33 protein-coding genes and 1 tRNA gene are annotated in these 24,460 nt (G+C 67.0%); 7 read left to right on the top strand and 27 right to left on the bottom strand.

Annotated elements, in window-relative coordinates; all coding sequences use genetic code 11:
* The 23 genes from rpmD to rpsL all read right to left on the bottom strand — a co-directional run bounded on the left by rpmD (position 1) and on the right by rpsL (position 11,223).
* Positions 1 to 183: a 50S ribosomal protein L30 gene (gene rpmD / locus VHC04_RS11330; protein WP_325681153.1), complete on the bottom strand. Its 183-nt coding sequence runs from the start codon at positions 181 to 183 to the stop codon at positions 1 to 3.
* Entirely contained in the window at positions 176 to 772 is a 597-nt protein-coding gene (gene rpsE / locus VHC04_RS11325; RefSeq protein WP_325681151.1) for a 30S ribosomal protein S5, read from the bottom strand. Before rpsE ends, rpmD begins: the two co-directional genes overlap by 8 nt.
* Before the next feature lie 15 nt (positions 773 to 787).
* Positions 788 to 1,150, bottom strand: coding sequence for a 50S ribosomal protein L18 (gene rplR / locus VHC04_RS11320; protein ID WP_325681149.1), 363 nt, complete (start codon positions 1,148 to 1,150; stop codon positions 788 to 790).
* Positions 1,147 to 1,680: a 50S ribosomal protein L6 gene (gene rplF / locus VHC04_RS11315; RefSeq protein WP_325681147.1), complete on the bottom strand. Its 534-nt coding sequence runs from the start codon at positions 1,678 to 1,680 to the stop codon at positions 1,147 to 1,149. The genes rplR and rplF overlap by 4 nt, the downstream gene beginning before the upstream one ends.
* Positions 1,681 to 1,692: 12 nt before the next feature.
* Complete coding sequence (gene rpsH / locus VHC04_RS11310) at positions 1,693 to 2,091, bottom strand: 30S ribosomal protein S8 (protein WP_325681145.1); 399 nt, start codon at positions 2,089 to 2,091, stop codon at positions 1,693 to 1,695.
* Positions 2,092 to 2,103: 12 nt separating this feature from the next.
* Positions 2,104 to 2,409 (bottom strand): 30S ribosomal protein S14, encoded by a 306-nt coding sequence (gene rpsN, locus VHC04_RS11305; RefSeq protein ID WP_325681143.1) that lies wholly within the window; start codon positions 2,407 to 2,409, stop codon positions 2,104 to 2,106.
* Between the two features lie 60 nt (positions 2,410 to 2,469).
* Positions 2,470 to 3,027, bottom strand: coding sequence for a 50S ribosomal protein L5 (gene rplE / locus VHC04_RS11300; protein WP_325681357.1), 558 nt, complete (start codon positions 3,025 to 3,027; stop codon positions 2,470 to 2,472).
* Between the two features lie 142 nt (positions 3,028 to 3,169).
* Positions 3,170 to 3,487, bottom strand: coding sequence for a 50S ribosomal protein L24 (rplX, locus tag VHC04_RS11295; RefSeq protein WP_325681141.1), 318 nt, complete (start codon positions 3,485 to 3,487; stop codon positions 3,170 to 3,172).
* Positions 3,487 to 3,855, bottom strand: a complete 369-nt coding sequence (rplN, locus tag VHC04_RS11290; RefSeq protein ID WP_325681139.1) for a 50S ribosomal protein L14 — start codon at positions 3,853 to 3,855, stop codon at positions 3,487 to 3,489. Before rplN ends, rplX begins: the two co-directional genes overlap by 1 nt.
* A 12-nt stretch (positions 3,856 to 3,867) precedes the next feature.
* On the bottom strand, positions 3,868 to 4,143 hold the full coding sequence (gene rpsQ / locus VHC04_RS11285) for a 30S ribosomal protein S17 (protein ID WP_325681137.1): 276 nt from the start codon (positions 4,141 to 4,143) through the stop codon (positions 3,868 to 3,870).
* A 12-nt stretch (positions 4,144 to 4,155) separates the two neighbouring features.
* The gene (rpmC, locus tag VHC04_RS11280; RefSeq protein ID WP_325681355.1) at positions 4,156 to 4,362 is read right to left on the bottom strand and encodes a 50S ribosomal protein L29; all 207 of its coding nucleotides are present in this window, start codon (positions 4,360 to 4,362) and stop codon (positions 4,156 to 4,158) included.
* A 14-nt stretch (positions 4,363 to 4,376) separates the two neighbouring features.
* Positions 4,377 to 4,793, bottom strand: coding sequence for a 50S ribosomal protein L16 (gene rplP / locus VHC04_RS11275; RefSeq protein ID WP_325681135.1), 417 nt, complete (start codon positions 4,791 to 4,793; stop codon positions 4,377 to 4,379).
* Positions 4,794 to 4,799: 6 nt separating this feature from the next.
* Positions 4,800 to 5,477, bottom strand: coding sequence for a 30S ribosomal protein S3 (gene rpsC / locus VHC04_RS11270; RefSeq protein ID WP_325681133.1), 678 nt, complete (start codon positions 5,475 to 5,477; stop codon positions 4,800 to 4,802).
* Positions 5,477 to 5,869, bottom strand: a complete 393-nt coding sequence (rplV, locus tag VHC04_RS11265; protein ID WP_325681131.1) for a 50S ribosomal protein L22 — start codon at positions 5,867 to 5,869, stop codon at positions 5,477 to 5,479. Before rplV ends, rpsC begins: the two co-directional genes overlap by 1 nt.
* 1 nt (position 5,870) lies before the next feature.
* The gene (rpsS, locus tag VHC04_RS11260) at positions 5,871 to 6,149 is read right to left on the bottom strand and encodes a 30S ribosomal protein S19 (RefSeq protein ID WP_325681129.1); all 279 of its coding nucleotides are present in this window, start codon (positions 6,147 to 6,149) and stop codon (positions 5,871 to 5,873) included.
* Between the two features lie 3 nt (positions 6,150 to 6,152).
* Positions 6,153 to 6,983, bottom strand: coding sequence for a 50S ribosomal protein L2 (gene rplB, locus VHC04_RS11255; RefSeq protein WP_325681127.1), 831 nt, complete (start codon positions 6,981 to 6,983; stop codon positions 6,153 to 6,155).
* 16 nt (positions 6,984 to 6,999) lie between these two features.
* Positions 7,000 to 7,293 (bottom strand): 50S ribosomal protein L23, encoded by a 294-nt coding sequence (locus VHC04_RS11250; protein WP_325681353.1) that lies wholly within the window; start codon positions 7,291 to 7,293, stop codon positions 7,000 to 7,002.
* Positions 7,294 to 7,313: 20 nt separating this feature from the next.
* Positions 7,314 to 7,979 (bottom strand): 50S ribosomal protein L4, encoded by a 666-nt coding sequence (gene rplD, locus VHC04_RS11245; protein WP_325681125.1) that lies wholly within the window; start codon positions 7,977 to 7,979, stop codon positions 7,314 to 7,316.
* A 14-nt stretch (positions 7,980 to 7,993) separates the two neighbouring features.
* Positions 7,994 to 8,713 carry a 50S ribosomal protein L3 gene (gene rplC / locus VHC04_RS11240; RefSeq protein ID WP_325681123.1) on the bottom strand — a complete coding sequence of 240 codons (720 nt, stop codon included), beginning with the start codon at positions 8,711 to 8,713 and terminating at the stop codon, positions 7,994 to 7,996.
* A gap of 4 nt (positions 8,714 to 8,717) precedes the next feature.
* Positions 8,718 to 9,026, bottom strand: coding sequence for a 30S ribosomal protein S10 (gene rpsJ, locus VHC04_RS11235; protein WP_325681121.1), 309 nt, complete (start codon positions 9,024 to 9,026; stop codon positions 8,718 to 8,720).
* 85 nt (positions 9,027 to 9,111) lie between these two features.
* Positions 9,112 to 10,299, bottom strand: a complete 1,188-nt coding sequence (tuf, locus tag VHC04_RS11230; protein ID WP_325681119.1) for an elongation factor Tu — start codon at positions 10,297 to 10,299, stop codon at positions 9,112 to 9,114.
* A gap of 63 nt (positions 10,300 to 10,362) precedes the next feature.
* On the bottom strand, positions 10,363 to 10,839 hold the full coding sequence (gene rpsG / locus VHC04_RS11225) for a 30S ribosomal protein S7 (RefSeq protein ID WP_325681117.1): 477 nt from the start codon (positions 10,837 to 10,839) through the stop codon (positions 10,363 to 10,365).
* 12 nt (positions 10,840 to 10,851) lie between these two features.
* Positions 10,852 to 11,223: a 30S ribosomal protein S12 gene (rpsL, locus tag VHC04_RS11220; RefSeq protein WP_325597476.1), complete on the bottom strand. Its 372-nt coding sequence runs from the start codon at positions 11,221 to 11,223 to the stop codon at positions 10,852 to 10,854.
* Positions 11,224 to 11,680: 457 nt separating this feature from the next.
* Between rpsL and asnB the strand changes: the two genes are divergently transcribed.
* Entirely contained in the window at positions 11,681 to 13,444 is a 1,764-nt protein-coding gene (gene asnB / locus VHC04_RS11215) for an asparagine synthase (glutamine-hydrolyzing) (protein WP_325681115.1), read from the top strand.
* A 92-nt stretch (positions 13,445 to 13,536) separates the two neighbouring features.
* A tRNA-Ala gene (locus VHC04_RS11210) sits at positions 13,537 to 13,612 on the top strand.
* A 26-nt stretch (positions 13,613 to 13,638) separates the two neighbouring features.
* Here VHC04_RS11210 and VHC04_RS11205 read toward each other — a convergent pair.
* The 4 genes from VHC04_RS11205 to VHC04_RS11190 all read right to left on the bottom strand — a co-directional run bounded on the left by VHC04_RS11205 (position 13,639) and on the right by VHC04_RS11190 (position 16,811).
* Positions 13,639 to 13,887 (bottom strand): hypothetical protein, encoded by a 249-nt coding sequence (locus tag VHC04_RS11205; protein ID WP_325681113.1) that lies wholly within the window; start codon positions 13,885 to 13,887, stop codon positions 13,639 to 13,641.
* Between the two features lie 277 nt (positions 13,888 to 14,164).
* Positions 14,165 to 15,175, bottom strand: a complete 1,011-nt coding sequence (locus tag VHC04_RS11200; protein WP_325681111.1) for an asparaginase — start codon at positions 15,173 to 15,175, stop codon at positions 14,165 to 14,167.
* The gene (locus VHC04_RS11195; protein ID WP_325681109.1) at positions 15,172 to 16,611 is read right to left on the bottom strand and encodes an amidase; all 1,440 of its coding nucleotides are present in this window, start codon (positions 16,609 to 16,611) and stop codon (positions 15,172 to 15,174) included. Before VHC04_RS11195 ends, VHC04_RS11200 begins: the two co-directional genes overlap by 4 nt.
* A complete protein-coding gene (locus VHC04_RS11190; RefSeq protein WP_325681107.1) occupies positions 16,611 to 16,811 on the bottom strand; it encodes a hypothetical protein in 201 nt (66 codons plus the stop codon). Before VHC04_RS11190 ends, VHC04_RS11195 begins: the two co-directional genes overlap by 1 nt.
* Positions 16,812 to 16,922: 111 nt before the next feature.
* On the opposite strand from VHC04_RS11190, the gene VHC04_RS11185 reads away from it, so the two are divergent.
* The 5 genes from VHC04_RS11185 (at position 16,923) to VHC04_RS11165 (ending at position 24,279) form a co-directional block, all read left to right on the top strand.
* Positions 16,923 to 19,001 carry a hydantoinase/oxoprolinase family protein gene (locus VHC04_RS11185; RefSeq protein ID WP_325681105.1) on the top strand — a complete coding sequence of 693 codons (2,079 nt, stop codon included), beginning with the start codon at positions 16,923 to 16,925 and terminating at the stop codon, positions 18,999 to 19,001.
* 19 nt (positions 19,002 to 19,020) lie between these two features.
* Positions 19,021 to 20,685 (top strand): hydantoinase B/oxoprolinase family protein, encoded by a 1,665-nt coding sequence (locus tag VHC04_RS11180; protein WP_325681103.1) that lies wholly within the window; start codon positions 19,021 to 19,023, stop codon positions 20,683 to 20,685.
* Positions 20,663 to 21,112 (top strand): globin, encoded by a 450-nt coding sequence (locus VHC04_RS11175; protein ID WP_325681101.1) that lies wholly within the window; start codon positions 20,663 to 20,665, stop codon positions 21,110 to 21,112. Before VHC04_RS11180 ends, VHC04_RS11175 begins: the two co-directional genes overlap by 23 nt.
* Before the next feature lie 93 nt (positions 21,113 to 21,205).
* Positions 21,206 to 23,128 carry a polysaccharide biosynthesis protein gene (locus VHC04_RS11170; protein WP_325681099.1) on the top strand — a complete coding sequence of 641 codons (1,923 nt, stop codon included), beginning with the start codon at positions 21,206 to 21,208 and terminating at the stop codon, positions 23,126 to 23,128.
* 11 nt (positions 23,129 to 23,139) lie between these two features.
* A complete protein-coding gene (locus VHC04_RS11165) occupies positions 23,140 to 24,279 on the top strand; it encodes a DegT/DnrJ/EryC1/StrS family aminotransferase (RefSeq protein ID WP_325681097.1) in 1,140 nt (379 codons plus the stop codon).
* The last annotated feature ends 181 nt before the right edge of the window (positions 24,280 to 24,460 follow it).

Here is a 24,460-nt window from a genome sequence, read left to right as displayed (position 1 = left end):
TCAGGAAAGCTCCTCCACCTTGATCAGGTGGGCGACCTTGCGGATCATCCCACGGATCGAAGGCGTATCGTCCAGTTCCCGCGTCGCGCGGATCTTGTTCAGACCCAGCCCGACCAGGGTTTCCTTCTGGCCAGGCTTCCGCCCGGCCGCTGACGCAACCTGCGTCACGCGTACCTTAGGCATTGGCCTGCACCTCCTGCTGCGCCGGAGCCTGCTCGCGCCGGCCGAACAGTTCCGGCACCTTTTTGCCGCGGCGGGTCGCCACGGAGCGCGGGCTGGCGCATTTCTGCAGCGCCGCGAAGGTTGCCTTCACCATGTTGTGCGGATTGCGGCTGCCGAGGTTCTTCGCCACGACGTCGCCGATCCCCAGCGATTCGAACACCGCGCGCAGCGGGCCGCCGGCGATGATGCCGGTGCCTGGCGTGGCCGACCGCAGCACGACATTGCCGGCACCAAAATGCCCCTCGACATCGTGATGCAGCGTACGACCTTCCTTCATCGGCACCCGGATCATGCCGCGCTTGGCGCGTTCGGTTGCCTTGCGGATGGCCTCCGGCACCTCCCGCGCCTTGCCGGCGCCGTAGCCGACCCGACCCTTCTGATCACCCACGACCACCAGCGCCGCGAATGCGAAGCGCCGGCCGCCCTTCACCACCTTGGCCACGCGGTTGATGGTGACCAGCTTGTCGACGATGCCGTCATCCGCGTCGCGGTCCTGATTGCGCTCGCGGTCCCGGCCCCGGCCGCCACCTTCCCTGGGTTCCCGTGCCATTCGTCCGTGTCCCTACTAGAAGTCCAGCCCGCCTTCGCGGGCGGCCTCGGCCAGCGCCTTGACGCGGCCATGATACAGATACGCGCCCCGGTCGAAGACGACCTGCGTGATGCCGGCGGCCAGCGCGCGCTCCGCCACCAGCTTGCCCACCGCGGCCGCCGCCGCCTTGTCGGCACCGGTCTTCAGCGAGCCCTTCAGGTCCTTGTCCAGGGTGGATGCCGCCGCCACGGTATGACCGCGCGCATCGTCGATGACCTGGGCGTGGATGTTCTTGCCAGAACGGAAGACCGACAGACGCGGACGCCCGTGCGCCTTCTGGCGAAGCTGAAAGCGCAGCCGCTGCTTGCGGCGCGCGGCGAGATCCTGCTTGGCGCTCATTTCTTCTTGCCTTCCTTGCGCCGAATTGTTTCGTCGATGTACCGAGCGCCCTTGCCCTTGTAGGGTTCGGGGGGACGGAACGCGCGTATTTCGGACGCGACCTGGCCGACCAGCCGCTTGTCGATGCCTTCGACCTTGATCGTCGTAGGCCTCTCACAGGTGATCTTGATGCCGTCCGGCACCGGGTAGACCACCGGATGGGAGAAGCCCAGGTTGATCTCCAGGTTCTTCCCCTGCACCGCGGCGCGATAGCCGGTGCCGGTGATTTCCAGGGTCTTGTCGTACCCCGTGGAAACCCCCTTCACCATCGTCGCGATCAGCGCCCGGGTGGTGCCCCACATCATGCGGGCCTGGGTCGTATTGTTGACCGGCTTCACCGAGACCTTGTTGCCGTCGACCGTCGCCTCGACCTGGTCGGTCAGCGAGAGCTTCAGCTCGCCCAGCTTGCCCTTGGCGGTGACCAGCCCGTTGGCGATCGCCACCTGCACCCCGGCGGGTACCTCGACCGGATATTTTCCGACGCGTGACATCCGCGCTTCCCCTTAGAACACGCGGCAGAGGACTTCGCCGCCCACATTGGCGGCTCTGGCCTCGGCATCGCTCATCACGCCGCGCGGCGTGGACAGGATGGAAATACCGAGGCCGGCATAGACCCGCGGCAGTTCCTTGATCTTCGAGTACACACGGCGGCCCGGCTTGGAGACACGATGGATCTCCTTGATCACCGGTTCGCCTTCATTGTACTTCAGCTCGATGCGCAGCTGCGCGATGCCCGGGCGGACTTCCTCGGCCTCATAGCCGCGGATGAAGCCCTCGCGCTTCAGCACGCTCAACACATTGGCCCGCAGCTTCGACGCCGGCGCCAGGCAGCTTGACTGCCGAGCGCGCTGGGCGTTGCGGATACGGGTCAGCATATCCCCCAAGGGATCGGAAAGTGACATGCGCCGCCCCCTTTACCAGCTTGCCTTGACCATGCCCGGAATCTGCCCGGCACTGGCCAGCTCGCGCAGCGCGTTGCGCGACAGCTTGAACTTGCGATAGTTGCCGCGCGGACGACCGGTCAGCTCGCAGCGCAGGCGAATGCGCACGGCGGAACCATTCCGCGGCAGCTGCGCCAGCTTCAGCGTCGCTTCGAACCGGTCCTCCACGGGCAGCGACCGATCCATCACGATCTCTTTCAGAGCCTGCCGCTTCGCCTTGTCGCGCCGGGTCAGTCTCTCGCGCTCTGCGTTGCGGTTGACCTTGGAAACTTTGGCCATCCTACTCTCTTTACCTCCGGAACCTGCGCTCTCCGAGGACAGCGCGGTTTTCCAAAAAACTCAGTTGGCGAAAGGCAGATCGAACGCCTTCAGCAAGGCTTTCGCTTCCGCATCGGTCTTGGCGGTGGTGACGAACTGGATGTCCATGCCGCGCACCTGATCGACCCGGTCGTAGTTGATTTCCGGGAACACAATCTGCTCCTTCAGGCCCATGGCGAAGTTGCCGCGGCCGTCGAAGCCCTTGCCCTGGATGCCGCGGAAGTCGCGGACACGCGGCAGGGCGATGGTCACCAGGCGGTCCAGGAACTCATACATCCGCGCCTTGCGCAGCGTCACCTTGCAGCCGATCGGCAGGCCGGCACGGATCTTGAAGCCGGCGATCGCCTTCTTGGCCACCGTCTTCACCGGCCGCTGCCCGGCGATCACCGCCAGTTCCGCCACCGCGGAATCGAGCTTCTTCTGGTCCGACGTTGCCTCACCAACACCCATGTTGATGACGATCTTCTCCAGCTTCGGCACCTGCATCTCGTTGCCGTAACCGAATTCCTGGCGCAGCTTCGCCCGAATCTCGGTCTGGTACCGCTTCTGCAGCCGCGGCGCCTGTTCCGGCGTCGCCACCGGATTGTCGACGCCGGTGATCTCCACCCGGCGGGCGGCGCGCTGCGCCTCCTTGCCGACCGGCGCGCCCGAGCCGCCGCGATTCGATGCCGGCTTGGCGCCAGCCTTGCCCTTCGAGGCTGTCTTGCTTCCGCTCATGGTCCTAGCTCTCGATCACTTCGCCGGTCGCCTTGGCGACACGGACCTTGCGACCACCCTCCAGCACCCGGAACCCGACCTTGGTCGGCTTCTCCGACTTGGGATCGATCAGCTTCAGGTTGGACAGGTGGATCGACGCCTCGCGGTACTGGATACCGCCCTGCTCGGTCTGGCTCTGCCGCGTATGGTGAGTCGCCATGTTGATCCCGGCCACGACCGCACGGCTTTCCGAAGGCATGACCCGGGTCACCTCACCGCGGCGGCCCTTGTCCTTGCCGGTGATCACCAGGACGGTGTCGCCCTTGCGAATCCGCGCGGCCATCACAGCACCTCCGGCGCCAGAGAGATGATCTTCATGAACCTGCGTCCCCGCAGTTCACGCACCACCGGCCCGAAGATGCGGGTGCCGATCGGCTCCTGCTGCTTGTTGATCAGCACGGCGGCGTTGCGGTCGAAGCGAATGGCACTGCCATCCTGGCGGCGCACCGGGAAAGCCGTGCGGACGATCACCGCCTGGTGCACGTCGCCCTTCTTCACCTTGCCCCGCGGGATCGCTTCCTTGACCGATACGACGATGACGTCGCCGACCGAGGCGGTCTTCCGCTTCGAGCCGCCGAGAACCTTGATGCACTGCACGCGGCGGGCACCCGAGTTGTCGGCGACTTCCAGATTGGTCTCCGGATGAATCATCGCTCGCCCCCGTTACGCGGTGGCCGGCGGAGAGACGGCTTCGCCAACGGGCTCACCGTTCCGCTCGACCAGAGTCCAGGTCTTGCGCTTGCTGATCGGCGGGCATTCGATGATGCGCACCGTGTCACCGACCTTGCAGACATTGCCTTCGTCATGCGCCGCATACTTCTTCGAGCGGCGGATGAACTTCTTGTACAGCGGATGCATCACGCGACGCTCGACAAGAACCGTGACGGTCTTGTCCATCTTGTCGCTGGTCACCCGCCCCGTCAGGACGCGCCTGGGCATCGCCCCTTCTCCTTACGCCTGGGCGGCGGAGTTTTTCTTCTCCGCCTGAATGGTTTTCACGCGCGCAATCTCGCGCCGCACCTCACGCACGCGGGCGGTGCCTTCGGCCTGGCCCGTCGCGCGCTGGAAGCGCAGGTTGAACTGTTCCTTGCGCAGATCGATCAGCAGCGTATCCAGCTCGTCCGAGGTCTTCGTCCGGATATCGCCGGCCTTGTGCAGAGCAGCCTTGGCCATCATGCGTCTCCGATCCGGGCGATGAACTTGGTCTTGATCGGCAGCTTGGCGGCACCCAGCGTCAGCGCCTCACGCGCCAGCTCCGGCGTAACGCCGTCGATCTCGAACATGATGCGGCCCGGCGCCACGCGCGCCACCCAGTATTCGGGCGAGCCCTTGCCGGAACCCATGCGAACTTCGGCCGGCTTGGTCGACACCGGAACGTCCGGGAAGATGCGAATCCATACACGGCCGGTGCGGCGCATGGCGCGCGTGATCGCACGCCGGGCCGACTCGATCTGTCGCGCGGTGATCCGCTCCGGCTCCAGCGCCTTCAGGCCGAAGGTGCCGAAGTTCAGCGACGTGCCGCCCTTGGCATTGCCGTGGATGCGACCCTTATGCTGCTTGCGGAATTTTGTGCGTTTCGGAGACAGCATCTTCCATTACCTCTGCGGGGCCTGTTCGGCCGCCCGGCGGTCCTGCGCCATCGGATCGTGCGCCATGATCTCGCCCTTGAAGATCCAGACCTTCACACCGCAGGTGCCGTAGGTGGTCTTCGCGGTCGCCTCACCGTAATCGATGTCGGCGCGCAGCGTGTGCAACGGCACCCGGCCCTCACGATACCATTCCACGCGGGCGATTTCCGCGCCGCCCAGCCGGCCGCCGCAGTTGATCCGGATGCCCTGGGCGCCCAGGCGCATCGCCGACTGCACCGCGCGCTTCATCGCGCGACGGAACGCCACGCGGCGCTCCAGCTGCTGGGCGATGTTCTCGGCCACCAGCTGCGCGTCGATCTCGGGCTTGCGAATCTCGACGATGTTCAACGCCACCTCGGCCTTGGCCATCTTCGTGAGATCCTTCTTCAAGGTCTCAATGTCCTGGCCCTTCTTGCCGATCACCACACCCGGCCGCGCCGCGTAGATCGTTACGCGCGGCTTCTTCGCCGGACGCTCGATCACCACGCGGGACACGCCGGCGCCGCGCAGCTTCTTGCGCAGGTGCTCGCGCAGCTTGATGTCGTCATGCAGCAGCTTGCTGTAGTCCGCCCCGGCGAACCAGCGGCTGTCCCAGGTGCGGTTGATGCCCAGGCGCAGACCGACCGGATTGACTTTGTGACCCATTACTCGGTCTCCCCTTCGTCCTGCGTGCGCTCCGCGACGACGATCTTCAGATGGCTGAACCACTTCTCCACCCGCGCCGCCCGCCCGCGGCCACGCGCATGGAAGCGGCGCATCACGATGGAGCGGCCAACCTCGGCGCGCGACACGACCAGGCGGTCGACGTCGAGCTGATGGTTGTTCTCGGCATTGGAGATCGCGCTCTCCAGCGCCTTCTTCACCTGACCGGCGATGCGGCGCTTGCTGAAGGTCAGCGTGGCGACGGCGCGCTGCGCCGGCATGTTGCGGATCATCGCCGCGACAACGTTCAGCTTGCGCGGGCTGACCCGCAGGTTGCTGACGATGCACTGGGCCTCATTGTCCGCGAGGCGGCGGGGTGCTTCTGGCTTGCTCATCTCAGCCTCGCTTCGCCTTCTTGTCGGCCGCATGGCCATGGAAGGTCCGCGTCGGCGAGAACTCACCGAACTTGTGCCCGACCATGTTCTCGGTCACCTGCACAGGCAGGAATTTGTGGCCGTTGTAGACGCCGAAAGTGAGCCCCACGAACTGCGGCAGGATCGTCGAGCGCCGCGACCAGATCTTGATGATCTCATTGCGCGAGGACGCCCGAGCGGCCTCGGCCTTGTTCAGGAGGTAGCCGTCGACGAACGGACCTTTCCAAACGGAACGCGCCATCTCTTACTTGCCCTTATTCCGGCGGCGGATGATCAGGTTATCCGTCCGCTTGTTGACGCGCGTCTTGTAACCCTTGGTCGGGATGCCCCACGGCGTCACCGGGTGACGACCGCCGGAGCTGCGACCCTCGCCGCCACCCAGCGGGTGGTCGACCGGGTTCATGACGACGCCGCGGTTGTGCGGACGGAAGCCCATCCACCGCGTGCGGCCGGCCTTGCCGATCTTCTGGTTCATGTTGTCGGGGTTCGACACCGCGCCGACGCTGGCCATGCACTCGGCCCGCACCACGCGAAGCTCACCGGACATCAGCTTGATCTGCGCGTAGCCGGCATCCTTGCCGACCAGCTGCGCGTAGGTCCCGGCCGAGCGGGCGATCTTGCCGCCGGCGCCGATCTTCATCTCCACATTGTGGATGATCGTGCCGACCGGGATCGCCGCCATCGGCATCGCATTGCCGGGCTTGATGTCGACGCGTGGTCCGGAGACGACCGTATCGCCGACCTTCAGCCGCTGCGGTGCCAGGATATAGGCCAATTCGCCATCCTGGTACTTGATCAGCGCGATGAAGGCGGTGCGGTTCGGATCGTATTCCAGGCGCTCGACCGTCGCCGGCACGTTGAACTTGCGCCGCTTGAAGTCGACCACGCGGTAGGCCTGCTTGTGCCCGCCGCCGCGGAAGCGCGAGGTGATGCGTCCGTGGTTGTTACGCCCGCCGGTGCTGTGCTGCCCCTGGGTCAGGCCCTTCACGGGCTTGCCCTTCCACAGCTCCGACCGGTCGATCAGCACGGTGCCGCGCAGGCTCGCCGTGACCGGATTGAATTGCTTCAGTGCCATCCGCTAAGCGCCTTCGTCACAGGGCGGTGGAGATATCGATCGTCTGGCCGGGCGCCAGGGTCACGATGGCTTTCTTCAGATCCGAACGGACGCCGGGGCGACCGCGGAAGCGCTTGGTCTTGCCCTTCTGGATCAGGGTGTTGACCGAGGCGACCTTCACGTTGAACAGCGCCTCGACAGCGGCGGCGATCTGCGGCTTGGTCGCATCGATGGCGACCTTGAAGCCGATCTGGCCGGTCTCGTTCAGGATCGTCATCTTCTCGGTGATCAGCGGCGCGCGGATGATCTGGTACATCGCCTCACGCGACAGCTTCTTCTTCGGCGCGGCGGTCATGCTTGCGCTCCCTGGGCTGCGTCTGCCGTAGCGGCCGCCGGTGCCCCGGCCACGCGGGCCTTCAACCCGTCCAACCCGGCCTGGGTGATCGCCAACACGTCGTGGTTCAGGATATCATAGACATTGGCGCCGATCGTCGGCAGCACATCCAGCTTGTGGATGTTGCGGCTGGCACGCAGGAAGCTCTCATCCACCGTCTGGTCGATGACCAGGGCCGAGGACCAGCCCAGCGCCTTGATCTGCCTTGCCAGCGCGCCCGTCTTGCCGTCGGTGGTGGCCGCCTGCAGCACGACCAGCTTGCGGTCGGCCGCCTTCTGCGCCAGCGCCGAGATCAGACCCAGGCGACGGACCTTCTTGTTCAGGCTGTAGCCGTGGTCGCGGACAACCGGGCCGTGCACGGCGCCGCCGGTGCGGAACTGCGGCGCGCGCAGGCTGCCCTGGCGGGCATTGCCGGTGCCCTTCTGCTTGTACGGCTTCTTTGTCGTGCCGGATACCTCGCCCATGCCCTTCACCTTGTGGGTGCCGGCGCGACGCTTGGCGAGCTGCCAGTGCACGACCCGCGCCATGATGTCGGCGCGCGGCGTCACCGCGAAAATCTCATCCGGTAGCTCCGCGCTGCCGGTGGCGGTTCCCTGGTCCAGGGAGATGATATCGACCTGCATTGTCTCCCCCTCTCTCAGGCTGCCGGAGCCGTGGCTTCGACCAGCGCGGCCGGATAGGCGGCATCGGCCGGGCGAACCCGTTTCACCGCATCGCGCACCAGCACATAGCCGTCCTTGGCACCGGGCACCGCGCCCTTGATCATCAGCAGCCCCTTCTCGGCGTCCACCGCCGCGACTTCCAGGTTCAGCGTGGTAATCCGCTCGACGCCCAGATGGCCGGCCATCTTCTTGTTCTTGAAGGTCTTGCCGGGATCCTGACGGTTACCGGTCGAACCCAGCGAACGATGGCTGATGGACACGCCATGGCTTGCCTCCAGACCGGCGAAGTTCCAGCGCTTCATGCCGCCGGCGAAGCCCTTGCCCTTGGAGGTGCCGCAGACATCGACTTTCTGACCCGGCACGAAATGCGCCGCGGACAGGGTCGCGCCCGGCTCCAGCAGGCCGTCAGCGTCGACGCGGAACTCGACCAGCTTCCGCTTCGGCTCCACCTTCGCCTTGGCGAAGTGACCGCGCTGCGGCTGGGTCACGTTCTTCACCTTCGCCTTGCCCCAGCCGATCTGAACGGCGTTGTAGCCGTCCTTCTCCTGCGTGCGCGCGGCGACGACCTGCACCTGGTCAAGGTGCAGCACGGTGACCGGCACATGGGTGCCGTCATCCTTGAAGATGCGGGTCATGCCAAGCTTCTTGGCCAGAAGACCGGTGCGGACGGCCTGATGGGTCGATGGATTTGGCATGGTCTTAGATCTTGATCTCGACATCCACGCCCGCTGCGAGGTCGAGCTTCATCAGCGCGTCCACCGTCTGCGGGGTCGGTTCCACGATATCCAGCAGCCGCCGATGCGTCCGGATTTCGAACTGCTCGCGGCTCTTCTTGTCGACATGCGGGGAACGATTGACCGTGAACCGCTCGATATGAGTCGGCAGCGGGATCGGTCCGCGAACCCGCGCACCCGTGCGGCGGGCCGTGTTCACGATCTCCTTCGTGCTGTTATCCAGCACGCGGTGATCATAGGCCCGAAGGCGGATGCGGATATTCTGGTTGTCCATCGTTCGCTCTTGTTAAAGCCCCGCCGAAACGAGAGCCGGCGCCCGCCGCCCCGGAAGGGGGCGGGCGCCGGCCAGCGTTTCCGTTTTACTGCGTGATTTTGGCGACGACGCCGGCGCCGACGGTGCGGCCGCCTTCGCGGATCGCGAAGCGCAGACCCTCATCCATGGCGATCGGCGCGATCAGCTCAACCGACATCGACACGTTGTCCCCCGGCATCACCATTTCGGTGCCTTCCGGCAGCTGCACCACACCCGTCACGTCGGTGGTGCGGAAGTAGAACTGCGGACGGTAGTTGGTGAAGAACGGCGTGTGGCGGCCACCCTCTTCCTTCGTCAGGATGTAGGCTTCGGCCTGGAACTTCGTGTGCGGCGTGATCGTGCCGGGCTTGGCCAGAACCTGGCCGCGCTCGACGTCCTCACGCTTCGTGCCACGCAGCAGCGCGCCGATATTGTCGCCCGCCTGGCCCTGATCCAGCAGCTTGCGGAACATTTCGACGCCGGTCACGACGGTCTTGGTCGTCGGCTTGATGCCGACGATCTCGACTTCCTCGCCAACCTTGATGATGCCGCGCTCGACACGGCCGGTCACCACGGTGCCACGGCCGGAGATGGAGAACACATCCTCGATCGGCATCAGGAACGGACGGTCCGTCGCGCGCTCCGGCTGCGGAATATAGCTGTCGACCGCACGCATCAGTTCCAGGATCGCGTCGTGGCCGATCTCCGGCTGCTTGCCTTCCAGCGCGCACACCGCCGAACCCTTGATGATCGGGATGTCGTCGCCCGGGAAGTTGTAGCTGCTCAGCAGGTCACGGACTTCCAGCTCCACCAGCTCGACCAGTTCGGGATCCGCGATGTCCATCTTGTTCAGGAACACGACCAGGGCCGGCACGCCGACCTGGCGGGCGAGCAGGATGTGCTCACGGGTCTGCGGCATCGGGCCATCGGCGGCGGACACCACCAGGATGGCGCCGTCCATCTGCGCCGCGCCGGTGATCATGTTCTTCACATAGTCGGCGTGGCCGGGGCAATCGACGTGCGCGTAGTGACGGTTTTCCGTCTCATACTCGACATGCGCGGTGGAGATCGTGATGCCGCGGGCCTTCTCTTCCGGCGCCTTGTCGATCTGATCATAGGCCGTGAACGTGGCGCCGCCGGTCTCCGCCAGCACCTTGGTGATCGCAGCGGTCAGCGACGTCTTGCCATGATCGACATGGCCGATCGTGCCGATATTGCAGTGCGGCTTGTTCCGCTCGAATTTCGCCTTAGCCATCGTAATCTCCGTCGATCCCGACAGGGATCCTGTTGGTTAACCAGTTGCTACAAGCGCCCGCTCTTACCAGCGATAATGGCTGAAGGCCTTGTTGGCCTCGGCCATCCGGTGGGTATCCTCACGCTTCTTCACCGCCGCGCCGCGGTTGTTCACCGCGTCCAGCAATTCGTTCGACAGGCGGTCCTGCATCGTGTGCTCACCCCGCTTGCGGGCGGCATCGATGATCCAGCGGATCGCCAGGGCCTGCCGACGCTCGGCGCGCACCTCCACCGGCACCTGGTACGTGGCGCCGCCGACGCGCCGCGACCGGACCTCGACCGCAGGCTTCACATTGTCCAGCGCCTCATGGAACATCCGCACCGGATCGGCCTGCTGGCCGCCGCGGCGCTTCAGGACGTCCAGCGCGCTGTAGACAATGCCTTCAGCCACGGACTTCTTGCCGTCGAGCATCAGCGCGTTCATGAAACGGCTGATCACGACATCGCCGAACTTGGCGTCCGGCAGAATCTCACGCTTTTCCGCGCGGTGACGACGAGACATCGCTTCGCCCCGTTATTTCGGCCGCTTCGCGCCATACAGCGACCGGCGCTGACGACGCTTGGCGATGCCCTGGGTGTCCAGCACGCCACGCAGGATATGGTAGCGCACGCCCGGCAGGTCCTTCACGCGACCGCCGCGGATCAGCACCACCGAGTGCTCCTGCAGGTTGTGGCCTTCGCCGGGGATATAGCTCACCACCTCGTAGCCATTGGTCAGGCGCACCTTCGCGACCTTCCGAAGCGCCGAGTTCGGCTTCTTCGGCGTGGTGGTATACACGCGGGTGCAGACGCCACGCTTCTGCGGGCAGCCCTGCAGAGCCGGAACCTTGTTCCGGGTCTTCTGCGGCTCCCGCCCCTTGGCGATGAGCTGGTTAATGGTCGGCATGGACCTCTTTCTCTTCTCCGTTCGCGACGGCCGCAGCCTGGGTCCGGCCGTCGGCTAACAGGCAAAGCCCGCCGGGGCGGGACCGAATCCCATCCAGCGGGTGACAGGAAGCGCGCGGCCTAAGCCCCCTTGTTCAGGAAGACGGCGCCGCATGCGACATGGGCCTGCAAGCGACGGCCGGCCATCCGAAACCGGGGCCGACCGAGGGCGCGATACCTAGAAGCCCGGTCTGGCGGAGTCAACACCGATTCGCGCCGTGGCCGCGCGCGCCGCCCGTACATCCCGCAAGTCCGCGCCTCGCCCGCACCGGAAATCCCGCGCATGCGCGGCCATCAGGACATACACGAACCACCCGGCGCGTGGCGGAAAACGTGCATACCACCGCGCGCGGGACGCGACAGGGGGCGCCGCTTTGCGCTATCCGTATCGCCTGCGTGGCGGGAGTGATGACTTATTAATGTGCGGCATAGCTGGTTTGATTCTGTCCCCGGGGGCAGCGACACCCGACCCTGCCGTCCTCGCCCGCCTGATCGGCTCGTTGCACCATCGCGGCCCGGACGGATCGGGACAGACCGTCGTCGGCCATGTGGCGCTGCTGCACAACCGGCTGTCGATCATCGACCTGGTCACCGGCGACCAGCCGCTGCACGCCGGCACCGCGGCTCTGGTCGCCAATGGCGAGGTCTATAACTACCGCGAACTGCGCGCCGCCATGCCGGACACCCGCTTCGCCAGCAACAGCGACTGCGAGCCGCCGCTGCATCTTTGGCTGCGCGACGGATCGGCTTATGCGGAGCAGCTGCGGGGCATGTACGCCATCGCGATCCATGAGCGGCGGCATCATACCGTCACGCTGACCCGCGATCCGTTCGGCATCAAGCCGCTCTATATCGCCGAGGTCGCCGGCGGGCTGGCTTTCACCTCGGAACCGCAATCCCTGCTGGAGGCCGGGCTGGTGCGCCGCGCGGTGCGGCCGGGCAAGGTGGAGGAGCTGCTGCAGCTGCAGTTCACCACCGGCGCCGACACCGTGTTCGACGGCATCCAGCGGTTGCTGCCGGGTGAGACCCTGACCTGCACCGACGGCGCCGTCGCGGACCGCCAGCGCCTGAGCCCGATCCCGCCGGGACCGCCGGAGTCGCTGTCCGAGGACGAGGCGCTGCGCCGGCTGGACACGGCTCTGCTGGAAAGCGTCGATCTGCACCAGCGCTCCGACGTGCCATACGGCATGTTCCTGTCGGGCGGCATCGACAGCTCCGTGCTGATCACGCTGATGGCGCGTCTGAACGAGCAGCCGGTGCTGGCCTTCACCGCCGGCTTCGACGCGCCCGGGTCTGTCGATGAGCGCGAACATGCCGCCGCGGTGGCGAAAGCGGTGGGCGCGCGTCATGAAGCGATCGAAGTGACCGAGGCCATGGTGTGGGAACGCCTGCCTGAGATCGTCGCCGCGATGGACGACCCGGCCATGGATTACGCCATCATCCCGACCTGGTTCCTCGCTCGGCGGGCCAGGCAGGACGTCAAGGTCGTGCTATCCGGTGAGGGCGGGGATGAGATTTTCGGCGGCTATGACCGCTACCGCCGGGCGACGCTGCCCTGGTGGCGCGGTGGCCAGCGCATGTGGGCCACCGGCAGCTTCGACAAAGTGCCGGTGCTGCGATCGAAGCTGACGGCATGGCGGGACGGTATGGCGGCTGCCGAGGTGCGGGCCAACGAAGGCGGGCGCACCGACCTGGCCGGTGCCCAGGCGCTGGATATCGCCGACTGGCTGCCCCACGACCTGCTGCTGAAACTGGACCGCTGCCTGATGGCGCACGCGGTCGAAGGCCGCACGCCGTTCCTGGACAAGGGTATCGTCGAGGCTGCGTTCCGCCTGCCCGATTCGATGAAGATGCGCGGCAAGATGGGCAAGTGGATTCTTCGGAGATGGCTGGAGGCGAACCTGCCGATGGCCCGCCCGTTCGCACCGAAGACCGGCTTCACCGTGCCCGTCGGCGCCTGGATCAAGGCGAAGGGCAACCGCCTTGGCCCGCTGGTCGCCGCGCAGCCGGGCATCGCCGAGATCGCGCATCCTGATCAGGTGGAGGCATTGTTTCGGGATATCCGCCGCTGGCGGCACGGTTTCGCCTGTTGGAAGCTGCTGTTCTATGCGCTGTGGCATCGCCGCCATATCCTGGGCCTGCCGCCGCAGGGGGACGTGTTCGAGACGTTGTCGGCGCGGTAAAAAAGGGCGCCCCTGCCCCGCGAGCGGCGCCGTAAACGGCACTTGACTTCGCGGGGCGCCCCGCCCATTAACGGCGCCTCGTTGGCGGGGATGGGGCTGTAGCTCAGTTGGGAGAGCGCCTCGTTCGCAATGAGGAGGTCAGGGGTTCGATTCCCCTCAGCTCCACCACCCCTGCACCAGACGCCCCCGTTGTTTCAGTTGGTCGTTGCCTTCGGTGCCGCCGCAACGGCCGTGGCGGCGTTCCCCGCTGCATTCCGGGCATTGCCAAAATTCAGCGCCACGAAATTCACCAGCTTGTACGCCGCGCCATAGGCCGGGTTGGACGTGTCGTTCGGACGCGGCAGCACCACCGCCAGGGCGGAGCAGACGCTGACCGCCGAGGCCAGATATGGCAGCGCCGGCCCGACGCCGGGAACGGCGGCGATGATGTTCGTAAGATCCATGCACTCTCTCTTCTGAAATGGGGACTTCGGCCCGTCCGGGCCCAGGCGCGCCGCCGTAAGCCGGCATGACCGGAGGGTGCTTTGGGCTCCGGAGGCAGCGGATCACGCGCCTGTCCCGATAAGGATCAAAGTCCTGGGACTTTAATCACATTTCATGTAAAAAGTCAAGTTGGGAAACATGCGACGCGAATGGTAGGTGCCCGGTCGTGAGCGCGTTCGCGCCGATCCTCCCCGGCGGGAGCGGGATTGATGTCGATCGACGGCACCCGCCGCACGCTCAATACTCTCGGAACATCCGCAAGATCTCCTCGGGATCCTGCGTCCGGGTCAGCGCCAGGGCCAGCAGCAGCCGAGCCTTCTGGGGGTTCAGGTTGTCGGCGATCAGCAGGCCGGCCTGCCGCAGCCTTGTGCCACGAAACGTGCGGCCGGAGCCGGCGCGGGTGCATTGCAGGACGGTCACGCCCTGCTTCACCGCCTCGGTCAGCGCGGCGAATTCGTCGGGCGGCGTCATGCCGGGCGCGAACCCGGCGGCGACGATCCCTCGGGCGCCGGCCGCCACGAAGGCACGCGCGGCCGTGCCATCGCCGCCGGCATAGGAATAGGAGATATCCACCCGCGGCAATGCCTCCAGCCCGGCGATGTCGAATTCGGTGTCCGGCGCATGCCGGCGGACCGGACGGCGGTAATAGGCGATCGCATCGCCATCGGCGTGGCCCAGCGCACCGAAATCCGGGGTCCGGAAAGTCTGCAGCCGCAAGGTGGAGGTTTTCGTTACCTCGCGCGCCGCGTGGATCTCGTCATTCAGCAGCACCAGCACGCCCAGGCCGCGCGACTCCGGACAGGCGGCGACGCGGATGGCGTTCACCAGGTTCATGCCGGCATCGCTGGACAGCGCGCTGGATGGACGTTGGGAGCCGACCAGCACCACCGGCACCAAGACCTTCAGGGTCAGGTTCAGGAAATAGGCGGTCTCCTCCAGCGTCGCCGTGCCGTGGCCGATGACGATGCCGGCCAGGTCGGGATGGTCGCGTTCCAGCCGCGCGCACAGCGCCGCCAGCTCCTTCCAGTCGGCGAAGCCGATCGCCGGGCTGGGAACCGCCTTGAAGCGGATCGGCATCACATTCGCGACCAGCGCCGTCTCCGGCCATTTCTCCAGGATCTCGTCGGCGTGCATCATGCTGCCCGCCGCGGTGTAGTCCTGCAGATCCAGCGGGCCGCGCCCCAGGGAGGCGATGGTGCCGCCGGTGCCGATGAAGGCGACCTTGGGCTTTCCAGGGGACCTGCTCATGCCTCGGCTCCCGTCTGATCGACGATGGCCGGCCGCGCCCAGTGGAACTTCGTGTCCATCTGATAGGCGCCGGCGATCTTCAGGATGCGGCCTTCCGCGAAGGGCCGGCCGGCGATCTGCAGCCCGATCGGGCAGCCGTTGGGATCGAAGCCGCACGGCACGCTGATCGCCGGCAGGCCCAGGTAGTTGAACGGCCGCGTATTCGCCGACAGCGCCATGAACCGGTGCTCGGTTCCCGGCGGGCCATGGTCGATGTCGGTCTCTGCCAGGGTCGGCAGGCACGTGCGGATGGTCGGCGTCGCCAGCACATCGACCTGGGAGAAGACCTCGGCTGCGAATGCCTTCAGCACCGGCCCGCGACAACTCAGCGCCTCGATATAGTACGCGGCGGGGATGGCGTAGCCGGGATACATCCGTCCGCTGATATGCGCGCCATAGGCCTGCGGGTCGGAACGCATCCACTGAGCGTGGATCGGCGCCGCTTCGGCGCGGGAAATGATGCCGCCATAGGCGGCGACCGCGTCCATCACCGGCAGATGCAGCCGGATGATCGTCGCGCCGCGCGCCTTCAGCACCTCCAGGGCCGCGTCCACCGCCGCGACCACGGCTTCGTCGGCGTCGTCGAAAAAGACATTTGTCGGGACGCCGATGCGCTGGCCGCGCAGATCGTTATCCATGAAGGTTTCATAGGATCCCGGCACCGGTTCGCGCGAACTGGTCGGATCCTTGGGATCGTGCCCCGCGATCACCGTCAGCACGCGGGCACAGTCGCGGGCGGTGCGTGCCAGCGGGCCGACATTGTCGAGGGAGAAGGACAGCGGCATCACGCCGTGGCGTGACACACGGGTCTGCGTCGGCTTCAACCCGGTCACGCCGCAGGCCGAGGCCGGAATGCGGATCGAACCGCCGGTGTCCGACCCCAGCGCCATGTAGTTGAAGCGCGCGGCGACAGAGGCCCCCGATCCCGAGGAGGATCCGCCGGTGACATAAGGCAGGTTCCACGGATTGTGGCAGTCGCCGAAGGTCTTGTTATGGCCCGTGGGGTTCTGCGCGAACTCGGCCATGTTGAGTCCGCCGAATGTATAGGCACCCGCCGCCGACAGGCGCTCGACCACCGTGGCGGTGATGCTCGGCCGATGCTCCCGCCGCAGGGCGGAACCGCAGGTCGAAAGCCGGCCGACGTCATAATACATGTCCTTGTGCATCATCGGCACGCCATGCAGCGGCCCGACGCGGCGACCCGCCTTCACCGCCTTGTCGGCAACCTCGGCGGCTCGTTCGCCGGCTTCCCGGTCCTGCCAGATCACGGCATTCACCTGCGGGTTCACCGCGTCCAGGTTCTTCCAGCAGGCATGCAGCAACTCGCGGGACGTCGCCTCCTGCTTGCGCACCGCATCCGCCGCGCCGATCAGCGACAGGTTCGCCAGCCGGTTCATCACGCCGGCTCCTTCGTTGCCTGTAGCGCGACTTCGAAGCCGGACGGCTCATCCTCGAACGCCAGCGTGCCGCGCAGCGCCTCGAACGCGGCGATCGTCTGTTCCAGTTCGGCAGCGAGGCGCCTGGCCGGGTCGTTCGGCGGGTCGATCCCATGCCAGAGCTTGATCATGGCTTCGACCGACGGCTCGAACGCGCTCATGCTGCCTCACGATTGCTGTGCGGGTGACAGGAGACACCAGTTTGTGCAGCGCGGCAATGAGGGTGCGTTATTGCTCTTCCGCATGACCGGCACGCGGGTTAGCGTTCACTCATGAACGCCCGCACACGCCTGGCCGTCGATATCGGCGGCACGTTCACCGATCTGGTCCTCACCTTGCCCGACCGGGCCTTGCCCGACCGGATTTTGACCAGCAAGGTGCTGACGACACATGACGCGCCGGAAGCGGCGGTCATCGCCGGCACCACCGCGATCCTGGCAGAGGCCGGCCTGACCGGCGCCGACCTGGATCTGGTGATCCACGGCACCACGCTCGCCACCAACGCGCTGATCGAACGCAAGGGCGCCCGTACTGCGCTGATCACGACGGCGGGATTCCGGGACTCGCTGGAAATCGCCTACGAACATCGTTTCGAGCAGTACGATCTGTATATGGAACGGCCCGCGCCGCTGGTGGACCGCGATTTGCGGCTGGAGGTACCGGAGCGGATGGCGGCGGACGGCTCCGTGCTGCTGCCATTGGACGAAGCCGCGCTGCTGGACCTGGCCGATGTCCTGAAGTCGCAACGGATCGAGGCGGTCGCGATCAGCTTCCTTCACGCCTACGTCAACGCGGATCATGAGCTGCGCGCGCTGGAGCTGCTGAGTGCGGCGCTGCCGGATGTCGCCTTCACGATCTCCTGCCAAGTCTGCCGCGAAATCCGCGAATATGAGCGAACCTCCACCACCGTCGCCAACGCCTATGTGCTGCCGCTGATGGGCCGTTATCTGGGCCGCATGGGCGACGGCCTGGCCGGGATCGGCGTGGGCTGTCCGCTGCTGCTGATGATGTCATCGGGCGGGGTCTGCACGATCGAGACGGCACGGCGCTTCCCGGTGCGGCTGGTGGAAAGCGGGCCGGCAGGCGGCGTCATCCTTGCGCGCCGCATCGCCGCGCAGGGCGGTTACGACAGGGCGCTGTCCTTCGACATGGGCGGCACCACCGCAAAGATCACGCTGATCGACGATTTCACGCCCCAGCAATCGCGGCATTTCGAGGTTGCGCGCGCGTATCGTTTCGCCAAGGGCAGCGGCATCCCGGTGCGCATCCCGGTGATCGACATGGTGGAGATCGGCGCCGGCGGCGGCTCGATTGCGCGCGTCGACGCGTTGCGCCGGATCGCGGTCGGGCCGGACAGCGCCGGATCGGCTCCCGGCCCCGCCTGCTACGACCGCGGCGGCACCGCACCGACCGTGACGGACGCCGATGTGGTATTGGGGCGCATCGATCCGGACCGTTTCGCCGGAGGGAAGATCACGCTGCGGCCGGACAAGGCGCGCCAGGCGGTCGCCGACGGCATCGGCGTGGAACTCGGCATGCAGACCCGGGAAGCAGCCCGCGGCATCACCGAAATCGTCGACGAGACCATGGCCAGCGCCGCCCGGGTTCACGCCGTGGAGAACGGCAAGGATACGGCCAACCGTGCCCTGATCGCCTTCGGCGGGGCCGCGCCCCTCCACGCCGCCCGGCTGGCACAGAAACTGGGGATAAGGCGCGTCATCATCCCGGTGGAGGCCGGCGTCGGCTCCGCCCTGGGCTTCCTGGACGCGCCCATCGCCTATGAGGTGGTGCGCACCGTCCTGATTCGTCTGTCGGCGATCGATCCCGACCTGATCGGCACGCTGTTCCGCGACATGCGCGCCGAAGCGGAAGCAGTGGTACGCCTGGGCACGCCGGACGGGCACCTGACTGAAACGCGCACCGCCTTCATGCGCTATCGCGGCCAGGGACACGAGATCGCGGTGAAGCTGGACGATGTCGCGCTGGATCCGGTGTCCTTGCAGGCCGCGTTCGAGGCTGCCTATGAGCGCCTGTTCGGCCGCATCATCCCAAAGCTGGAGATCGAGGCGGTGACCTGGACGCTGTCGCTGGCGGAGGACACGGAACTGCCGGCCGGCGTCGAGGATCCGCCGGCCGTGAACGCCGGCGCGTCCGCCGGCACCCGTTCCATCATCGAGAGCGCCACCGGCGAGACCGTCAATGCCGCGGTCCATGCCCGCTCGGCATTGCCGCCCGGCGCGTGGCTGGACGGCCCCGCCGCCATCATCGAACCCGGCACCACCACCATCGTCCCCACCGGCATGACCGTCCGGATCGGCGGCGGCGGCGAACTGATCATCGAGGCACCCTGATGACGAAGCCAGCGGCGGCATGAGCATGCTTTCCGAAATCGACGTGCAGATCATGTGGAACCGGCTGCTGTCGGTGGTGGAGGAGCAGGGGCAGACCCTGGTTCGCACAGCCTTCAGCACCTCGGCCCGCGAGGCCGGCGACATCTCGGCGGGGGTGTTCGACCTGCAAGGCCGCATGGTCGCCCAGGCCGTCACCGGCACACCGGGTCACGTCAACACCATGGCCGCCTCGGTCGGGCATTTCCTGGAGGTGTTTCCGGTCGCGGAAATGAAGGAAGGCGACGTCTACATCACCAACGATCCCTGGAAGGGTACCGGCCATCTGTATGACCTCGTGGTCGTCTCGCCCACCTTCATGGATGGACGCATCGTCGCGCTGTTCGCCTGCACCTCGCACCTGGTGGACATGGGCGGCGTCGGACAGACGCCCGAAGGGCGGCAGATCTATCACGAGGGCCTGTTCATCCCGCTGCTGCGGCTGGCCAGCGCCGGCGTGATGAATGAGGACCTGCTGGCGATGATCCGGTCCAATGTGCGTGAGCCGGTGCAAGTGGTCGGCGATATCTACGCGCTGATGGCCTGCAACGAGATCGGCAGCCGCCGGCTGGTCGCGATGATGCGCGAATTCGGCCTGACCGGGATCGAGGCCCTGTCGGAGGAGATCATTTCACGCAGCCGCCGCGCCATGTCCGACGCGATCGGCAAGCTGCCGAAAGGCACCTGGTCCGCGTCGATGCGGATCGACGGGTACGAGGCGCCGATCGACCTGGTCGCGGCCGTGACGATCGGAGAGGATACGATCCATGTCGACTTCACCGGCTCGTCCGGCATGTCGTCCTACGCGATCAACTGTCCGCTGTGCTACACGGAAGCCTATACGACCTTTGGCGTGAACTGCGTGGTCGCCCCGCATGTGCCGAACAATGCCGGCACATTGGACGCGGTGAAGGTGACCGCCCCGCCCGGCAGGATCGTCAGCGCCACCCATCCGGCTGCCGTCTATGCCAGGTCCGTCATCGGCCATATGCTGCCCGATGTCGTCTACGGCTGCCTCGACCAGGCGCTGCCGGGCCACGTCCCGGCCGAAGGCACATCCAACCTGTGGACGCTGAACCTGATCGCCGGCCACGGCCTGACCGGCATCGGCCAGGCGGCGGGCGCCGCCTTCATGGTCAACAGTTTTCATTCCGGCGGCGCGGGCGCGCGGCCGACCCAGGACGGCCTGTCTGCCACGCCCTTTCCCTCCGGCGTCCGCAATGTGCCGGTGGAGGCGACGGAGGCGATCACCCCGCTGGTGATCTGGCGGAAGGAGTTGCGACGGGATTCCGGCGGCGCCGGGCAGTACCGCGGCGGACTGGGACAGGTGATGGAAATCGGTTCGCGCGAGAACGCTCCGTTCGGCATCTTCGCCCGCTTCGAGCGCGTGCGGTACCCGGCGCGCGGCCGTAAGGGCGGAGGCCCGGGCGCGCCGGGGCGGCTGTCGCTCGCGTCGGGCACGGTGCTGAAGGCCAAGGGGTTGAGCGTGGTGCCGCCGGGCGACCGGCTGGTGGTCGAGATGCCGGGCGGCGGCGGCATGGGGCCGCCCGCCTCACGCGACCGGGACGCCGTGCAACGCGACGTGCGGCTGGGCTATCTTTCACCCGAAGCAGCGGAGCGGGATTATGGGAACTCCGGAGGGGGCTGATCTGGCGGGGACCGGTCCGGCGGAGGCCGCCCTGACGGAGACTGACGCGGCGGTCGTCCGGGATACGCTTGAACAAGTGTCGGCGCGGGTCGCGGACCCCACACCGCATGTGTTCCGCCGCCTGTTCCAGGACATGCCGGAGACCGAGGCTCTGTTCGTCCGGGACGGCGATGCGCTCGTGCGCGGACAAATGTTTCAGGTAACGATGGAAAGCCTGATGGATTTCCTGGGCGACCGAGCCTATGGCGCCAGCCTGATCCAGATCGAGCGGATCAACCACCAGGGTCTGGGCGTGGAGACCGAGATGTTCGACCGGTTCTACTGGACAGTGATGGGGGCATTTCGGGACATCCTTGGCGACGATTGGACACCCGCGATGGACACTGCCTGGACCCGGGTGATCACCGCCCTGACCCGCAAGGCCTGACCCGCAAGGCCTGACCCGACCCGCTCGGCCGCTGCCGGACGCCTGGATGGACCCGCCTATCCGCCTCGCCTGAGCCGCGCTATATCGCGCTCCATGGCCGTTGCGCGCTCCTCGATTCGCATCGCCGTCAACGTCGCCCTGGACGGTCTGGCAGCGGCGCTGGCGGTGCCGGTTGCCTCCTGGCTGGCCGACCCCGCGGCACCCGGCCTGGCGCCCTATTGGCGGATTCCGGCCGGCGCCGCTTGTCTCCTGCTGGCTGGCGTGCCGTTCCGGCTGTCGCAGCAATACTGGCGCTTCGCCGCGATCGGCGACCTGCTGACGGTCGCCGCCAGCGCGGGCATCGGCGCGGCGCTGTTCTGGCTGATCACGCTGGGTGCCGGTGTCCCATTCCCCAACCCGGCCTTCCCCGCCATCCACGCGCTGACGCTGCTGTTGTTCCTGGGCGCGCCACGGGTGCTGTACCGCTGGGGCCGCTGGCGGCCGGACCCGCAGCAGCGCGCAGTCGAGGCCGCTTCCATCCTGCTGGTCGGCAGCATCGAGGACGCGGACTTGTTCCTGCGCGCCCTGGCCCAGGACCGGCGTCCCCAGGATCGAAGACCAGCCTTCCGGGTGGAGGGGCTGCTGGTCTCCTCCAACCGCCAGACAGGACGGCGCATCCAGGGGCGCGCGATCCTGGGCTCGCTGGATGATGCCGCGACGGTCCTGGAACAATTGCGCGCGGACGACCGTTTACCCGGGATGCTCGTCGTCGTGACCCCCGAACTGGCGAGGCTGGCCGAAGTCGTCGCCCAGGCCGACCGGTTCGGCCTGATCGTCCGCCAGGCCCCGCGCCCCACCGCCCTGGCCGACCCCGACAAGCCCCGCCCGGTGGAACTGCGTCCCGTCGCGATCGAGGATCTGCTGAACCGCCCGCAAGTCCCGCTCGACCGCGACGGCATGGCACGGCTGATCCAGGGGCGGCGCGTCATTGTTACCGGCGCCGGCGGCACGATCGGCAGCGAACTCGCCCGCCAGGTCGCCGCCTTCGGCCCTGGTACACTGATCCTGCTGGACAATGGCGAATATGCGCTGTGGCAGATCGACCTGGAGCTGGCGGAAACCCATCCCAGCGTCCCCCGCAAGGCGCTGATCGCCGATATCCGCGACGAGGCCCGCATCCACGCCATCTTTCAGGAGCACCGGCCGGAGCTGGTGTTCCACGCGGCGGCGCTGAAGCACGTGCCGATGGTGGAGGCGAACCCGCTGGAGGGCCTGGCCACCAACGCCGCCGGCACCCGTCACGTCGCCGATGCCGCCCGCGCGGTCGGCACGCTGGCGATGGTGCTGATCTCGACCGACAAGGCGGTGAACCCGACCTCGGTGATGGGCGCGTCGAAGCGGCTCGCCGAGATGTATTGTCAGGCCCTGGATATCGTCGCGCAGTCGCAGCAACAGGGCATGCGCTGCATCACCGTCCGCTTCGGCAATGTGCTGGGCTCCACCGGATCGGTCGTGCCGCTGTTCCAGCGCCAGTTGGCGCGCGGCGGCCCGCTGACCGTCACCCATCCGGACATGCAGCGCTATTTCATGACCGTGCGGGAAGCGGTGGGGCTGGTGCTGCAGGCCTCGGTGCTGGGGCTCAGCGGCGCGGCGCTGCCATCCGGCGCCACCGGCGGCATCTTCGTGCTGGACATGGGCGAGCCGGTGAAGATCGTGCACCTCGCCCGCCAGATCATCCGGTTGGCCGGGCTGCAGCCGGACAAGGACATCGAGATCCGCTTCACCGGCCTGCGGCCTGGCGAGAAGCTGTTCGAGGAATTGTTCCACGGCAAGGAGCCGCCGGTGCCGACGGGCTATGCCGGGCTGCTGATGGCCTCCCCGCGGACCGCCGACCCCGCCATCGTGGCGCGCGCCATCGAAGAGATCGGCAGCGCCTGCCGCGGTGGCCAGGTGAAACTGGCGCTGACCCTGCTCGGCCGCCTGATTCCCGAATTCGAACACAATGCCGATGGCACAGTCGGCGAAGTCCGCGCGTGAAAGAGTAGAGTATGACCGCTTCCGCCAAGCCGATCCCGTTCCTCGACCTGAAGGCCCAGCAGGTCCGCATCGCCGCCGATCTGCGCCGCCGGCTGGACGCGGTGCTGGAGCACTGCCAGTTCGTCCTGGGCCCCGAGGTGCGCGAACTGGAAGAAGCGCTGGCCGCCTTCTGCGGCGCAAAGCACTGCGTCAGCGTCAGCTCCGGCACCGACGCGCTGCAGATCGCCATGATGGCCGAGGGGATCGGCCGCGGTGACGCCGTGTTCCTGCCCGCCTTCACCTATACCGCCACCGCCGAGGTGCCGCTGGTGCTGGGTGCCACCCCGGTCTTCGTCGATGTCGATCCCCGCACCTTCCAGATCGATCCCGTCCACCTGGCCACGCGGATCGAGGAGGTGAAAGCCGCCGGCCGGCTGCGCCCGCGCGCGATCGTCGGTGTCGACCTGTTCGGTCAGCCCGCTGACTGGCCCGCCATCGCCGCCATCGCGCAACGGCACGACCTGCTGACGATCGACGACCTGGCGCAGAGCTTCGGGGGCTCCCTGCACGGCGCGATGCTGGGGACCCAGGCGGATGCGACCGCGACAAGTTTCTTTCCGTCCAAGCCGCTGGGCGCCTATGGCGATGGCGGCGCCCTGTTCACCCAGTCCGACACGCGGGCCGACCTGTATCGCAGCCTGCGCACACACGGCGAGGGCAAGACGCGGTATGAGGTGCTGCGCACCGGCATGAACGGCCGCCTGGACTCGATCCAGGCTGCGGTGCTGCTGAGCAAGCTGACCGTGTTCCCCGAAGAGCTGAAGGCGCGCGAACGCATCGCCCAGGCCTATGACCAGCGGCTGGGCAACGCCGTCACCACGCCTGCCAGAGTGCCGGACAGCACCAGCGCCTGGGCGATCTATGCGATCCTGCTGCCCGACGGTACCACTCGGGACCGCGTGCAGGGCGCGCTGAAACAGGACGGTGTTCCGACCGCGATCTACTACCCGCGTCCCCTGCATCTGCAACCGGCCTATCAGGCCCATCACGACGGCACCGCGATGCCGCAATCGGAAAGCCTGGCGCAACGGATTCTGGCGCTGCCGATCCACCCGGACTTGACGGACGCGGACGTGGATTCCATCTGCGGCGCGGTGTTGCGGGCGGTGTAAGCTGGCGGCGACCTGGTCCCGGTTGGCCAAGCGGAAACGATACCGGACGGGATAATGCCGGCCGAATGAGGCCGCGGACGCATTACCGCCTGTTCCTTGACGGGTGACGTCTTCCGAACCCACGGTTATCGCTGTGGATTGGCAATGATCAGACCGCATGTTCCGACACGACTTTCGGAAC

Origin of the sequence: Rhodopila sp. (assembly GCF_035548095.1) — a bacterium.
In the GTDB taxonomy this organism is placed as follows: domain Bacteria; phylum Pseudomonadota; class Alphaproteobacteria; order Acetobacterales; family Acetobacteraceae; genus Rhodopila.
Note: the sequence above shows the minus strand (reverse complement) of the source record. Positions and strands in the feature narration are given on the sequence as shown.